The organism is Rhizobium sp. LC145, assembly GCF_001005825.1.
Taxonomy (GTDB): Bacteria; Pseudomonadota; Alphaproteobacteria; order Rhizobiales; family Rhizobiaceae; genus Neorhizobium.
In genome coordinates this window covers 129,014-143,177 of sequence record NZ_LBHV01000003.1, presented here as the reverse complement: position 1 = coordinate 143,177, position 14,164 = coordinate 129,014, and the positions used below count along the sequence as shown (strand labels likewise).

Here is a 14,164-nt window from a genome sequence, read left to right as displayed (position 1 = left end):
CGATTCCGTTTTGCCGGCATATGAGCTAAACAGCGAGCATGGCAAAGCGAGTCACCGGCCCCGAAATCGAAAAACTCATCCAGCTTCTGGCGAAGGTGCCGGGCCTCGGGCCGCGTTCGGCGCGCCGTGCGGCGCTGCACCTCATCAAGAAGAAGGAGCAGCTTCTCGGGCCGCTTTCGCTGGCAATGGGCGAGGCCTATGACAAGGTGAAGGTCTGTTCCCGTTGCGGCAATGTGGATACCGTCGATCCCTGCACGGTCTGCACCGATATCCGCCGCGACCAGTCCGTCATCATCGTGGTGGAAGACGTCTCCGACCTCTGGGCTCTGGAACGCGCCGCCGCGCTGAACGCCGCCTATCACGTTCTCGGCGGCACGCTATCGCCGCTCGACGGCGTCGGTCCCGAAGACCTCAACATCCGCGGCCTCATCGACCGGGTGAGCGAAGGGGGCGTTCGCGAGCTGATCATCGCGGTCAATGCCACGGTCGAGGGGCAGACGACAGCGCATTACATCACAGACCAGCTTTCCGACATCGACGTGAAGATCACCCGGCTGGCGCACGGCGTGCCGGTCGGCGGCGAACTCGACTATCTCGACGAGGGAACGCTGACGGCGGCGCTTCGGGCGCGCACGACGATCTGAGGGATATGCAATGAAGAAAGCTGCAATTGCCCTTGCCGCCCTGATCTTTCTTCTCCCCCTTTCCTCGCTTGCCCAATCGCGCGCGGATGTGGAGCGGCAGTTCCAGCGATGGATCGCCGGCGATCTTGGTTCGGAGGCTAAGAAGGCGGGAATTTCGGAACGCACGCTGAAGGCCGCGTTTCAGGGCATAAAGCTCAACTGGGACCTGCCCGATCTGGTGCCACCGGGAACCAAGCCGCCGAAGAAGCAGGACCAGAGCCAGGCGGAATTCTCCTCGCCGGGCGCCTATTTTTCGGAGAAGCGGCTGCAGGGGCTTGCCGCAACCGGACGAAGCCTCGCCGCCACCCATGCGGCGACGCTGAAAAAGATCGAAGCTGCCTATGGCGTGCCGGGCGAGATCGTCGTGGCAATCTGGGGTCGAGAATCCGGCTTCGGCCGCGCGAAGCTTCCCTATTCCGCTTTCGACGTGCTGGCGACGAAGGCCTTCATGTCGACCCGCAAGGAGATGTTCCGCACCGAACTCATCGCGGCGCTGACCATGGTCGAGCGCGGCTATATCGCACCTTCGAAGATGATGGGCTCCTGGGCCGGCGCGCTCGGCCAGCCGCAATTCATGCCCTCCAGCTACCTGAAATATGCCGTGGATTTCGACGGAGATGGCCATCCGGACATCTGGAACTCCGTGCCCGATGCGCTCGCCTCGATCGCCCATTATCTTCAGAAGGAAGGCTGGAGCCGAGGCCGCGACTGGGGCTTCGAGGTGGCTATCCCTGCGAATGTGAGCTGCGCGCAGGAAGGGCCCGATCTCGCATCACCGATTTCCGCCTGGGCTTCGGCGGGGATCGAGCGGATTTCCGGCAAGGCTTTTCCGTCCTCGGAGATGAGGGCGCCCGGCATGATGCTGGTCCCGGCTGGCCGGCATGGGCCGGAGTTCATCGTCACGTCGAATTTCTACGTGCTCAAGCAATATAACAATTCAGATCTCTACGCGCTCTTCATCGGCAACCTCGCCGACCGGATCGCCCACGGTGCGGGATCCTTCAAGGATAACTGGGGCGATGTCGGCAAGATGCTGCGCTCGGACGTGCTCGCCATGCAGAAGGCGCTGGTTGCCAGGGGCTATGACGTCGGCAATGTTGATGGTCTGCCTGGTTTCAAGACGCGCCGTTCGCTCGGCGACTGGCAGGCGAAGAACGGCCTTGTCCAGACCTGCTATCCCGACGCCTCCCTGAAGGCGCAGCTAAGGTAGATTGCGCTTCAAACCCTCGTGGCTCGCGACGAAGCCAAGCTTCTCATAAAATCGAATGGCATCCAGCCGGGCCTTGTCGGAGGTAAGCTGAACCAGTCCGCAGCCCCGCTCGGCCGCCCTTTCCACCGCCCATTCGATGAATGCGGAACCCAGCCCGCTGCCGCGCTCGTCGGAGGCGATGCGCACGCTCTCGATCTGGCCGCGCCACATGCCGGTGCGCGACAGGCCGGGGACGAAGGAAAGCTGCAGGCAGCCGACCACGACATCATTCCTGCCCACCGCCACGGCAAGAAGCTGGTTGGCATCCGCCTCGATGGCGGCGAACGCCTCCTGGTAGCGGGTATCGACAGGTTCGGAAACCACCTCGCGCGACTGGCCAAGCTTGTCTTCGGCCAGCAGGCTGATGATGGCGGTCAGATCATCACGACGGGCTTTTCGGAACGTGTACATGGGTGGCCCTAATGATGCAGATCGGGTGGCGACTTGTAGATGATGTCACTTTTCGGCGGAATGGTCTGACGCTCGATCATCCGGTGGACGCGCGGGCCATCATCGCCGCGATGCAGTCGACGGATACCATCCCAGATCTCCTGGTCCGCCTTCGTGCGGCGCTGATTATGGCGCACATAATCCGCCCAGGTGGCGGTGTGATAGGTCTCGGTCCAGATTTCCGGGTGTTCCAGATCACGCATCAAAGCCCATTGGCGAGCACCGTCGCGGATGCGGACCCGCCGGCGGCCGGACATCAGAGCCAGGAATTCCGGGACGTCCTCCGCCGCAATCGTATAATCGATCAGCGAGACGATCGGACCGCTGCGCGGCTGCAGGTCGAACTTCAAGAGCGGTTCGTTGAAACGATTCAGCGGATCGAGATCGACGGCACCGAATTGCGGTACCGGCACCCGCAGCCCGACCGCCGCGCCGACCAGCATAACAAGGCTTGATATCGTGAGTGCCATCGACACGCCGGAGGCTTCCGCAACGAGGCCCCAGACCCAACTGCCGAGCGCGATGCCGCCGAAGGTGGCCGTCTGATAGAAGGAGAGCGCCCGGCCGACCACCCAGCGCGGCGTCGAGAGCTGCACCGTCGTGTTGAAGAGGGAAAGCGCCAGAACCCAACAGGCGCCGGGCACGAGCAGCACAAGACAGGTGAGCCAGGTGCTGGTGCTGAGGCCGGCAACGGCGGCGCTCGCGGCAAAGCCGAGGAAGGAGAGCCGGACGATCGCTTCGCTCGACAAGACCTCCCGGATACGGGTGTTCATCAGCGCGCCGCCGATCGCACCGACGCCGAAGGCGCCGAGCATGACGCCATAGGTCAAGGGGCCGCCCGAGACGAGATCGCGCGCGACGATCGGCATCAAGGCGAGAATGGCGCTGGCCGAGAGACCGAACAAGAGGCCGCGAAACAGCACGTTGAGGATATTGGGCGACATCGCCACGTAGCCGAAGCCGGCGGAGATGGCGCGGCCGAGCGTTTCGCGCGGCAGGGTGGTATTGGGTATGTCCGGCTTCCAGCGCAGAAGTGCGGTGATCGGCGCGAAATAGGAAACGGTGTTGATCGCGAAGGCAGCGGCGGCCCCCGCAGCGGCGACGATCGCGCCGCCGAGCGCCGGCCCGAGGCTGCGGGTGATGTTGAAACCCATGCTGTTCAGCGACACTGCCGCCGGAAGCACGTCACGGGGGACCATGTCTCCCACCGAAGCCTGCCAGGAGGGATTGTTGAGCGCCGTCCCGCAGCCGATCAGGAAGGTGAAGGCAAGCAGGAGCCAGGGCGTGAGCAGTTCGAAATGGGCGAAGAGCGTGAGCAATGCCGAAACGGCAAGCATGAAACACTGCGCGGTGATCATCAGCCGGCGGCGGTTGAAACTATCGGCAAGCGCGCCCGAGACCAGCGAGAACAGCATGATCGGCAGGGCCGTGGAGGCCTGCACCAGCGCCACCATGTTCTCGGAATCCGAAATGGAAGTCATCATCCAGGCCGCGCCGACCGCCTGGATGAGACCACCGAAATTCGAAGCCAGACTCGCAACCCAGATGTTGCGGAAAGTCTCATGCCCGAAAGGAGCCAGCGGCGATACCCGATCCGGCACGTTTCCTCCCTCGTCTTGTCCGGCTGCTGTTCACTCCCTAACTAGAGAATGTTCCCGGCCTGACAAGCGGATTTTTTCGCTTCGGCCTCTTTCCCAGGCAAGTATTGCAATCGGCGGCCGGAAAGCTTATATGCAGGCCATATTCTTGATCGTCTGATGAAGAGTGGGTTCGGCGAGGACCCGCTCTTTTTTGTTAGGCGCTCGCAGCAAAACAGCCTTAGGGCCAATCCCCAGGGGGCCAATCCCAAGGGTCAATCATTGCCGGAGAGCTTATGCCGCCAACCGAAAACGAGCCGCGGCTCATCGTCGAGACCGGTCTCGATCTCAGGGTCGCCGAAATCATCGAACCCGTACTTGTCGCGATGGACTATCGCCTCGTGCGAGTCCGACTGATGAACCAGAACGGCGCGACGCTTCAGGTCATGGCCGAGCGCACCGACGGAACGATGACCGTCGAGGATTGCGAAAAGGTCTCGACCGCCATTTCGCCGGTTCTCGATGTGGAAGATCCGATCGATAAAGCGTATCATCTCGAAGTATCCTCGCCGGGCATCGACCGGCCGATGGTCCGCAAGTCGGATTTCGCGCGCTGGAGCGGCCATCTGGTGAAATGCGAGACGTCGATCCTCATCGACAACCGCAAGCGGTTCCGGGGCAAGATTTCGGATGCGGACGGGGAAGGCTTCACGATCGAGCGCGATCAGGTGGCCTATGGCGAAGAGCCGCGCGTCAGGATTCCGTTCACGGCGCTGTCAGACGCCAAGCTTATCCTGACCGACGATCTGATCCGCGACGCGCTGAAGGCCGACAAGCTCGCCAAGGCCGAAGCCGCGAACCAGAACGAAGCAGACGACGAATAACCGAACAGAGACATCGGGCCTCCAGAAGAGCCCCTCATAATTCGATCTACGGAGACCAACGACAATGGCAGTGAGTGCGAACCGGCTTGAACTTCTGCAGATCGCGGATGCAGTGGCGCGCGAAAAGGTCATCGACCGCGAGATCGTGCTGGCCGCGATGGCCGACGCCATCCAGAAGGCTGCCCGCTCCCGCTACGGCTCGGAAACCAATATCCGCGCCGACATCAATTCCAAGACCGGCGAAATCCGCCTCCAGCGCCTGCTGGAAGTGGTGGAACAGGCCGAGGACTATACCACCCAGATTCCGCTGGAGCTTGCTCGCGACCGCAACCCCGATGCCAAGATCGGCGATTTCATTGCCGATCCGCTGCCGCCGATGGACTTCGGCCGCATCGCCGCGCAATCGGCCAAGCAGGTGATCGTGCAGAAGGTGCGCGAGGCCGAACGCGACCGTCAATACGACGAGTTCAAGGACCGCGTCGGCGAGATCGTCAACGGTAGCGTCAAGCGCGTCGAATATGGCAATGTCATCGTCGATCTCGGCCGTGGCGAAGGCATCATCCGCCGCGACGAGATGATCCCGCGCGAAACGCTACGCTATGGCGACCGCGTACGCGCCTATGTCTACGAAGTGCGCCGCGAGCAGCGTGGCCCGCAGATCTTCCTGTCGCGCACCCATCCGCAGTTCATGGTCAAGCTCTTCACCATGGAAGTGCCGGAAATCTACGACGGCATCATCCAGATCAAGTCCGTCGCACGCGATCCGGGTTCGCGCGCCAAGATCGCCGTGATATCGAACGACAGCTCGATCGACCCGGTCGGCGCCTGCGTCGGTATGCGCGGTTCGCGCGTTCAGGCGGTGGTCGGCGAACTGCAGGGCGAGAAGATCGACATCATTCCGTGGAGCCAGGATCCGGCGTCGTTCATCGTCAACGCGCTGCAGCCGGCCGAAGTCGCGAAGGTCGTTCTCGACGAGGACGCCGAGCGCATCGAAGTGGTCGTGCCCGACGAGCAGCTTTCGCTCGCCATCGGCCGCCGCGGCCAGAACGTGCGCCTGGCCTCGCAGCTCACCGGCTGGGACATCGACATCATGACGGAGCAGGAAGAATCCGAGCGCCGTCAGAAGGAGTTCAACGAGCGGACCGGCCTCTTCATGGACGCGCTCGACGTGGACGAGATGATCGGCCAGGTGCTCGCCTCCGAGGGCTTCGCGCAGGTCGAGGAACTTGCTTACGTCGAACTCGACGAAATCTCCTCGATCGAAGGCTTCGACGAGGACACGGCGAACGAAATCCAGATGCGTGCCCGCGAATATCTCGAGCGCCTGGAAGCCGAGATGGATGCCAAGCGCAAGGAACTCGGCGTTTCCGACGAGCTCCGCCAGATCCAGGGCCTGAACGGCCCGATGCTGGTGGCGCTCGGCGAGGACGGCATCAAGACGGTCGAGGATTTCGCCGGCTGCGCCGCCGACGACCTCGTCGGCTGGAGCGAGCGCAAGGATGGCGAGACCAAGAAGTACGAGGGTCTGTTCTCCAAGCTGGACGTATCGCGCGTCGAGGCCGAGAACATGATCGTCCAGGCCCGCCTGCTCGCCGGCTGGATCACGGAAGAGGATCTCGCCCGTGAGGCTGCGGAAACCGACGAAGCGGAAGAAGCCGAAGAGGCGGACGCCGCCGAACAGGAATGATGCCGCTCGTGAGCGAACCGCATGACGACGATGACGGGCGGAGCGACGCTATCGTGAACGACCGCACCTGCATCGTCACCCGCGAGGCCGGATCGCCGGAAACGTTGATCCGCTTCGTGGCAGCACCCGATGGACGGGTGGTGCCGGACCTGAAACGGCAGCTCCCCGGCAGGGGATGCTGGATAAAGGCGGAACGGGCGTTGGTGGACCGGGCGGCGCAGAAAAAGCTCTTCGCCCGGGCGCTGAAGACCGAGGCGAAGGCCGACGCCGATCTTGGCGCGCTGGTCGACCGGCTGATCGCCGCCGACCTTGCCGGCATGATGAACATGGCGCGCAAGGCGGGCCAGTTCGTCACGGGCGCGATGAAGGTGGACGCCGCCGTGCGCTCCGGCGCGGCGATCGCGGTCTTTCACGCGGCGGATGCCGCCGCAGACGGGGTGAGAAAGATAGACCAGGCCCGCAAGGCCCGGTCGCTCGGCGAGGATGCCGGGCAAAACATACCGTCCTTTTCGCTCTTCACGAGCGCGGAAATGGACGAACTGATGGGCCAGAATGCTTTTATCCATGCTTGCGCGCTTGCAGGGCAGGCGGGTGAGGGTGTAGTGAAGCGCGCAACCATGCTCGAAAAGTACCGAGGGTTCGGTCAATCCGGGGCAGAGGGCGGCGCTGGCCAGCCAAAACAATGACGCGGTCACCGGCAGGGACCGGCCGCCGCACTGGAATGCACGCATCGAAAAACGAGGTCTGATGTCGCCATCCGATCCTCGTTTGAAGGAACAGGAACGGAATGACCGACAACAAAGACGACAAGACACTCAGCGTTACGGGCAAGAAGACGCTTACCCTGAAGCCCTCGGGGATGAGCCAGGGCACCGTGCGCCAGGACATCGGTCGCGGTCGCAGCAAGGCGGTCGTGGTCGAAACACGCAAGCGCCGTCCTCTTCGCCCCGAAGACGAAAAGCCGACTTTCACGCCCGCACCGCCGGCTCCTCGGCCGGTAGAAGCCGCCCAGCCGGTGCAGCAACAGCGTCCGCAGCCGCGCGTTCACCAGCCTGCGCCTCAGGGACAGCGTCCCCAGGCTCCGCAGGGCCAGCGGCCGCAATCCTCCGGGACGCAGCGACCGAACGTGCTCCACGATCTCTCTGCCGGAGAGATGGAGGCCCGTCGCCGCGCGCTCGTCGAGGCTCAGGCCCGTGAAGTGGTGGAAGCCAAGCAGCGCGCCGAGGAAGAAGTTCGCCGCAGGGCCGAAGAGGAGCTCCGCAAGGCGGAAGAAGCCGCCGAGGCCGCGCGTCGCGCTGCCGAGCCGGCTCCCCAGCCTACCGAGGAACCCGCACAACCGGCCGCCGATGCTCCGGCACCCGCCGCAGCCAGAGCTGACGATCGCGTCGCGCCGGCCCGGCCGGCAGAGGAACGCCCGCAGCCGACCAGGACCGCAGCCGTTCCGCAACCGGCAGCCGCCACTCGCGGCCGCCGTCCCGGCAATGAGGAAGAAGACGATCGAGGTCCGGCGCGCAATATACCGGGCCGCGGCCGGGTTGCCGCTCCGGTGCCCGCCAAGGTTCCTGCGCGCCCCAAGGGCGACGAAGGCCGCCGCCAGGGCAAGCTCACCGTGACCACGGCCGCCGTGGACGAGGAAGGAGCATCCCGCGGCCGTTCGCTCGCTTCGATCCGCCGCCGGCAGGAAAAATTCCGGCGCAGCCAGATGCAGGAGCCGCGCGAGAAGGTGGTGCGTGAAGTCATTCTTCCCGAGACCATCACCATCCAGGAACTGTCGCAGCGCATGTCCGAGCGCTCCGTGGACGTCATCAAATACCTGATGAAGGAAGGTCAGATGATGAAGCCGGGCGACGTCATCGACGCCGACCTTGCGGAACTGATCGCCACCGAATTCGGCCATACGGTCAAGCGCGTCTCCGAGTCCGACATCGAGGAAGGCATCTTCGACGTTGCCGACAGCGAAGGCGAAATGCTGTCGCGTCCGCCGGTCGTGACCATCATGGGCCATGTCGACCACGGCAAGACCTCGCTCCTCGACGCGATCCGCCATGCGAACGTGGTTGCCGGCGAAGCCGGTGGCATCACCCAGCATATCGGCGCCTATCAGGTGGAGCAGAACGGCCAGAAGATCACCTTCATCGACACTCCCGGCCACGCCGCCTTCACCGCCATGCGCGCCCGCGGCGCCCAGGCAACCGACATCGCGATCCTTGTGGTCGCGGCCGACGACAGCGTGATGCCGCAGACGATCGAGTCCATCAACCACGCCAAGGCGGCGGGTGTTCCGATCATCGTGGCGATCAACAAGGTCGACAAGCCGACGGCCAACCCGCAGAAGGTGCGCACCGAACTGCTGCAGCACGAAGTCTTCGTGGAAAGCATGGGCGGTGAGGTACTCGACGTCGAAGTATCGGCGAAGAACCAGACCAACCTCGACAAGCTGCTCGAAGCGATCCTGCTGCAGGCGGAAATCCTGGACCTCAAGGCCAATCCGAACCGGACGGCCGAGGGCACGGTCATCGAAGCCCAGCTCGACCGCGGCCGCGGCTCTGTCGCGACCGTGCTCGTACAGAAGGGTACGCTGAAACCCGGCCAGATCATCGTCGCCGGCGATCAGTGGGGCCGCGTTCGCGCGCTCGTCAACGACAAGGGCGAGCATGTGAAGGAAGCCGGGCCTGCCCTGCCGGTGGAAGTGCTCGGCCTTTCGGGCACGCCCGCGGCCGGCGACAAGTTCGCCGTCGTCGAAAGCGAAAGCCGCGCCCGCGAGATTTCCGAGTACCGCCAGCGGCTTGCCCGCGACAAGGCGGCTGCCCGCCAGTCCGGCTCGCGCGGCTCGCTCGAACAGATGATGACCCAGCTCCAGACCTCCGGTCTCAAGGAGTTTCCGCTGGTTATCAAGGGCGACGTGCAGGGTTCGATCGAAGCCATCATTGGCGCGCTCGACAAGCTCGGCACGGACGAAGTCCGCGCGCGCATCGTCCATTCGGGCGCCGGCGGCATCACCGAGTCGGATATCTCGCTTGCCGAGGCATCGGATGCGGCGATCATCGGCTTCAACGTTCGCGCCAATGCACAGGCACGTTCCTTCGCCGAGCGTTCCGGCATCGAAATCCGCTACTACAACATCATCTACGACCTGGTGGATGACGTGAAGGCGGCGATGTCGGGTCTACTCTCGCCCGAGCGGCGCGAGACCTTCCTCGGCAATGCCGAAATCCTGGAGGTGTTCAACATCACCAAGGTCGGCAAGGTCGCGGGTTGCCGCGTCACGGAAGGCAAGGTCGAGCGTGGTGCCGGCGTGCGCCTCATCCGCGACAACGTCGTCATCCACGAAGGCAAGCTCAAGACGCTCAAGCGCTTCAAGGACGAGGTCTCGGAAGTGCCGGTCGGCCAGGAATGCGGCATGGCCTTCGAGAACTACGAGGATATCCGCGCCGGAGACGTCATCGAATGCTTCCGCGTGGAGCACGTCACCCGCACGCTCTAAGCGCCGGACCAAGCAAACAGAAACCGCCGGAGATTTCCGGCGGTTTTTTCTTGTCAGATCAAGACGGATGAGGAGGAGAGTTCATGGCAATTTCGTTCGATCTCAGCGGCAAGACGGCGATCGTCACCGGTGCGAACACAGGACTTGGGCAGGCGATCGCGGTAGCACTTGCGGGTGCGGGCGCCGATGTCGCCCTGGTCGGGCGTTCATCCATGGCCGAGACCGAAGCGGCGATTGCCGCCCAGGGCCGAGGAAGAAGCCACATGATCAAAGCGGATCTGTCGACCATAGAGCCGGCCGGTGAGGTGATCGATGCCGCGCTTGCCTGGACCGGCCGCGCGGATATCCTCGTCAACAATGCCGGCATCATCCGCCGCGCCGACGCGATAGACTTCACCGAAGCCGATTGGGACGCGGTGATGGACGTGAACCTCAAGACCGTATTCTTCCTTTCCCAGGCGTTCGCACGCCACGTGATCGGCCAAGGCAAGACCGGCAAGATCATCAACATCGCCTCGCTGCTTTCCTTCCAGGGCGGCATACGCATTCCTTCCTACACCGCCTCCAAGAGCGGGCTTGCGGGGCTGACGCGGCTTCTCGCCTGCGAGTGGGCCGGCAAGGGGATCAACGTGAACGCAATCGCGCCCGGCTATTTCTCGACCAACAATACCGAAGCCCTCAGGAACGATCCCGACCGCAACGCGGCGATCCTGGGACGTATTCCGGCCGGACATTGGGGCGAGCCGGAAGAGCTCGGGGGAGCCGCAGTCTTCCTTGCCTCGCCCGCCTCGGACTATGTGCACGGCATCGTGCTGCCCGTGGACGGCGGCTGGCTGGCGCGCTGACCGGAGCACGAACCCGCGCTTTTCACGGGCGGCGCCTGTCGCCCGTGAGGTTTCACCGACCATATCGGATCGCTTGCCGCGCTCCATAATGTGAGCGGCGTTATCAACTTATTAGTTGCCAAAGCAAGTCAACTTTATTATCGGGATAGCAACACCTCACGGGCCGCTCGGAGCAACCGGGCGATGACCGGATGGTTTTTGTTTGCCGGAGCAGGCACGCGTAAAAGCAGCGCAGCCTGCTTGTTTCCATGTCCGGAGAGTTGCCTGCCATGTCCATTGCCAAAAAGCCCGTTTTCTCCACCCATCGTCCGCGTCTGGTCCTTCTGGCGGCGGCCTTGATGCTGACGGCACCCGTGGCGATTGCGCAGACGCAGGAAACGAGCCCCCCGCAGGTTACGGCGCCTGAAGCGCCTGCCAGCCAAGGGCAGGCACCGGCGTCTGTCCCGGCCCCAGCCGCCCCCTCCGCTACAACGCCTTCGGCAACTGCACCTAGCGCCTCCTCCCCGGTGGACGCTCCCGCTGCTCAGCCGGGCTCGCCGGCCGCGCCGGATGCCGGCGCACAGCAGGCGCAAACTCCCTCAGCTCCCGTTCCTGCCGCACCTTCCGAACCTACCGGTGTTGCTCCGACCCAGGCGCCGGCGGCCGATGCCGCTGTCCCGGCGGAAGAGCCGGCGGATATGTTCACGCAGTTCCTAGAGCCTGAGCAGCGCTCCGACCTGCCCCACAACCTTTCGCCCTGGGGCATGTTCATGGCTGCCGACTGGGTGGTGAAGGGCGTGATGATCGGGCTTGCCTTCGCTTCGCTCGTGACCTGGACGGTCGGGCTGGCCAAGTCGCTGGAGATCGCCGGCGCGAAGGCCCGCGCCAACCGCACGATCAAGGTGATCCGCACCTCGCGGACGCTTTCGGACGCCGTGGAGGCGGTCGAGCGCCGCGGCGGGCCTGCCGCCCTGATGCTGCGGGCCGCCGCCGAGGAGGTGGAGCTTTCGGAAGCCGCCATCGACCACACGCATGGCGAGGGCGTGAAGGAACGCGTCGGCTCAGCCCTCTCGCGCATCGAGGCCTATGCTGGCCGGCGCATGTCGCGCGGCACGGGCGTGCTGGCGACGATCGGCTCCACCGCACCCTTCGTCGGTCTCTTCGGCACCGTATGGGGTATCATGAACTCCTTCATCGGCATTTCCGAATCGCAGACCACCAACCTCGCAGTGGTAGCGCCCGGCATCGCCGAAGCACTGCTGGCGACCGCCATCGGCCTGGTCGCCGCCATTCCGGCAGTTGTCATCTACAACGTCTTCGCCCGCTCGATCACTGGCTACCGCCAGCTACTGGCCGATGCCGCAGCCGGCGTGGAGCGGCTGGTGAGCCGGGACCTCGACTTCCGCAAGATCCCGCCCGGCCGGAAAGCATCGGTGTCGCTCGTAGCAGGGGAGTAAGGCCATGGCCGGCGGCATCCGCGAAAATCACGGCGACGAGCTTTCGGAAAACCATGAAATCAACGTGACGCCGTTCATCGACGTCATGCTGGTTCTCCTGATCATCTTCATGGTGGCGGCTCCGCTTGCCACCGTCGACGTCAATGTCGACCTACCCGCCTCCTCCGCCAAGCCGGCGGAACGGCCTGACGAGCCGCTCTACCTGACGGTCAAGGAAGACCTGACCCTCAATCTCGGCAATGATGCGGTCACGCGGGAAGCCCTTGCGGCCGCTCTCGAGCAGGCCACGCAGGGCAACAAGGATACGCGCATCTTCCTGCGCGCCGACAAGGCGGTCGATTACGGCCAGTTCATGGAAGTCATGAACCTGCTGCGCGACGCCGGCTATCTGAAGATCGCGCTGGTGGGCCTGGAAAGCGTTTCCAGCGCGGCGGCCGCACCGGCTCCCGGCGCCGCACAGCCGCCCGCAGCAGCACCCCCCGCCGGCGGAGGCGCCCCATGAGCACGCTTGCCTTCCGCAGCAGCCCTACCGGGCGCGTCGGAGAGCTCGCGCTCTGGAGCAGCGCGGCGGTGCTGATGCTTTCGGTACACGTCGCAGGCGCGGTCTATCTCATGCGCCAGGAACCGGTAGCGGCTGCCGACAACCAGCCGCCGGCGGCGATCATGATCGATCTCGCGCCCGAGCCCGAGGCGACAAACGTGGAAGAAGATCAGGTCGCCACGGAGACGCAGGATTCGCCGGAAGTGAAGAGCGCTTCCAACGAACCGGAGCCGGAGCCCCTGCCGGAGCCCATTCCCGAACCGGTAGCGGAGCCCGAACCAATCGAACCGCCGCCGCCCCAGGACGTGGCGGAACCCGTAGAGCCGGAACCTGCTCCGGAGCCTGAGCCCATCGAGGAAGTCGATCCGATCGAGCAGCAGGTGCTGGCGGCGCTCGAAAATGTCGAGGTTCCGCTTCCGGTGATGCGCCCGCCGCCGGTGCAGGAAAAGCCGAAGCCCGAACCCAAGAAGGTCGAGAAGCCCGAGCCAGAGAAGAAGGTCGTAGAGAGACCGAAACAGCGGCAGCAGCAAGCTCAGAAGGAAGCGAGCCAGGCGAAGCTGCAGACTCGTGAATCGAACCGCACGGCTGCCAGCAGGACCTCGGCGGGCTCGTCCTCGCCATCCGCTTCGCAAGTGAAATGGAAGGACAGAGTTTTTGCCAAGATCAAGCGCATAGCGACTCGACGCAAGTGCCCAGGCGATGGTTTGGTGACCGTTAGTATCCGCGTCGATGGCGGTGGAAACATCGGATCGATCTCGGTCTCCCGGTCCTCCGGAGATTCCCGCATCGATAATCACATGATTTCCTCAGTCCAGAAAGCGTCTCCCGTTGCGGCTCCGCCACCGGGCGAAAGCGGGTCCGTTCAGATTCCGTTCAATTGCCAGTCATAGCCACGTGCGAGTGAGAACAATCACAGGAAGGCCTCCTGTGGTTTAGCGAGGTCAAGCTTGAGGCGATCGCAGTTCGCATAACACTCTGTGGCCGCGATCGATGCTGTGCGGTTAGCTCGTGATATGACGTCGGGGAAATTGTACCCAAAAAGCAAAAAAGCCTGGCGCGGGAGGAGGAGGCGCCAGGCTTTTTAAACTTGATCGGCAATTGGGAGGAGGAGGATATTGCCGATCTCTATCCAACTTCGCTGGGAGGAGGAGTGCGTCGTTGGATGACCTTCATATAGGCTAATCGATTAAGCACGCCAAGCCCTACTGTTGCAACGCAGCAATGCGTTGGACGCAATGCTTGAGCATCCGCCCAGGCTCACACCACCTGCTCGTGATCCACACCCGCCACAGCGGGCTCCAGGCCACAAGCCAGTATCCTTCCCCGGA

The 14,164-nt window shown here is 63.9% G+C and carries 12 protein-coding genes; 10 read left to right on the top strand and 2 right to left on the bottom strand.

Annotation, left to right across the window (positions count from 1 at the left end):
• Positions 1-38 precede the first annotated feature (38 nt).
• A complete protein-coding gene (gene recR, locus YH62_RS08960) occupies positions 39-644 on the top strand; it encodes a recombination mediator RecR (RefSeq protein WP_046793862.1) in 606 nt (201 codons plus the stop codon).
• Positions 645-654: 10 nt separating this feature from the next.
• Positions 655-1,893, top strand: coding sequence for a lytic murein transglycosylase (locus tag YH62_RS08955; RefSeq protein ID WP_046793861.1), 1,239 nt, complete (start codon positions 655-657; stop codon positions 1,891-1,893).
• Here YH62_RS08955 and YH62_RS08950 read toward each other — a convergent pair.
• Together YH62_RS08950 and YH62_RS08945 are read right to left on the bottom strand one after the other, a co-directional pair.
• Positions 1,885-2,343 carry a GNAT family N-acetyltransferase gene (locus tag YH62_RS08950; protein WP_046793860.1) on the bottom strand — a complete coding sequence of 153 codons (459 nt, stop codon included), beginning with the start codon at positions 2,341-2,343 and terminating at the stop codon, positions 1,885-1,887. The two genes, YH62_RS08955 and YH62_RS08950, sit on opposite strands and share 9 nt — an antisense overlap.
• A gap of 8 nt (positions 2,344-2,351) precedes the next feature.
• Entirely contained in the window at positions 2,352-3,983 is a 1,632-nt protein-coding gene (locus YH62_RS08945; RefSeq protein WP_046793859.1) for an MFS transporter, read from the bottom strand.
• A 272-nt stretch (positions 3,984-4,255) separates the two neighbouring features.
• Between YH62_RS08945 and rimP the strand changes: the two genes are divergently transcribed.
• From rimP to YH62_RS08905, 8 genes are all read left to right on the top strand, one after another.
• Complete coding sequence (gene rimP / locus YH62_RS08940) at positions 4,256-4,843, top strand: ribosome maturation factor RimP (RefSeq protein WP_046793858.1); 588 nt, start codon at positions 4,256-4,258, stop codon at positions 4,841-4,843.
• Between the two features lie 64 nt (positions 4,844-4,907).
• Positions 4,908-6,530, top strand: coding sequence for a transcription termination factor NusA (gene nusA, locus YH62_RS08935; RefSeq protein ID WP_046793857.1), 1,623 nt, complete (start codon positions 4,908-4,910; stop codon positions 6,528-6,530).
• A complete protein-coding gene (locus YH62_RS08930) occupies positions 6,530-7,216 on the top strand; it encodes an RNA-binding protein (protein ID WP_046794304.1) in 687 nt (228 codons plus the stop codon). The genes nusA and YH62_RS08930 overlap by 1 nt, the downstream gene beginning before the upstream one ends.
• A 101-nt stretch (positions 7,217-7,317) precedes the next feature.
• Complete coding sequence (gene infB / locus YH62_RS08925) at positions 7,318-10,014, top strand: translation initiation factor IF-2 (RefSeq protein WP_046793856.1); 2,697 nt, start codon at positions 7,318-7,320, stop codon at positions 10,012-10,014.
• Positions 10,015-10,097: 83 nt separating this feature from the next.
• On the top strand, positions 10,098-10,859 hold the full coding sequence (gene kduD, locus YH62_RS08920) for a 2-dehydro-3-deoxy-D-gluconate 5-dehydrogenase KduD (protein WP_046793855.1): 762 nt from the start codon (positions 10,098-10,100) through the stop codon (positions 10,857-10,859).
• 338 nt (positions 10,860-11,197) lie between these two features.
• Positions 11,198-12,295: a tonB-system energizer ExbB gene (gene exbB / locus YH62_RS08915; RefSeq protein ID WP_046794303.1), complete on the top strand. Its 1,098-nt coding sequence runs from the start codon at positions 11,198-11,200 to the stop codon at positions 12,293-12,295.
• 4 nt (positions 12,296-12,299) lie between these two features.
• Positions 12,300-12,797, top strand: a complete 498-nt coding sequence (gene exbD, locus YH62_RS08910; protein ID WP_046793854.1) for a TonB system transport protein ExbD — start codon at positions 12,300-12,302, stop codon at positions 12,795-12,797.
• Positions 12,794-13,726: a TonB family protein gene (locus YH62_RS08905; protein ID WP_046793853.1), complete on the top strand. Its 933-nt coding sequence runs from the start codon at positions 12,794-12,796 to the stop codon at positions 13,724-13,726. The genes exbD and YH62_RS08905 overlap by 4 nt, the downstream gene beginning before the upstream one ends.
• Positions 13,727-14,164 lie beyond the last annotated feature (438 nt).

Excerpts from the sequence above, each read along its gene's own strand:
- recR (WP_046793862.1), top strand. The coding sequence starts at position 39 with ATGGCAAAGCGAGTCACCGGCCCCGAAATCGAAAAACTCATCCAGCTT.
- YH62_RS08955 (WP_046793861.1), top strand. The coding sequence starts at position 655 with ATGAAGAAAGCTGCAATTGCCCTTGCCGCCCTGATCTTTCTTCTCCCC.
- YH62_RS08950 (WP_046793860.1), bottom strand. The coding sequence starts at position 2,343 with ATGTACACGTTCCGAAAAGCCCGTCGTGATGATCTGACCGCCATCATC.
- rimP (WP_046793858.1), top strand. The coding sequence starts at position 4,256 with ATGCCGCCAACCGAAAACGAGCCGCGGCTCATCGTCGAGACCGGTCTC.
- nusA (WP_046793857.1), top strand. The coding sequence starts at position 4,908 with ATGGCAGTGAGTGCGAACCGGCTTGAACTTCTGCAGATCGCGGATGCA.
- YH62_RS08930 (WP_046794304.1), top strand. The coding sequence starts at position 6,530 with ATGCCGCTCGTGAGCGAACCGCATGACGACGATGACGGGCGGAGCGAC.
- infB (WP_046793856.1), top strand. The coding sequence starts at position 7,318 with ATGACCGACAACAAAGACGACAAGACACTCAGCGTTACGGGCAAGAAG.
- kduD (WP_046793855.1), top strand. The coding sequence starts at position 10,098 with ATGGCAATTTCGTTCGATCTCAGCGGCAAGACGGCGATCGTCACCGGT.
- exbB (WP_046794303.1), top strand. The coding sequence starts at position 11,198 with ATGCTGACGGCACCCGTGGCGATTGCGCAGACGCAGGAAACGAGCCCC.
- exbD (WP_046793854.1), top strand. The coding sequence starts at position 12,300 with ATGGCCGGCGGCATCCGCGAAAATCACGGCGACGAGCTTTCGGAAAAC.
- YH62_RS08905 (WP_046793853.1), top strand. The coding sequence starts at position 12,794 with ATGAGCACGCTTGCCTTCCGCAGCAGCCCTACCGGGCGCGTCGGAGAG.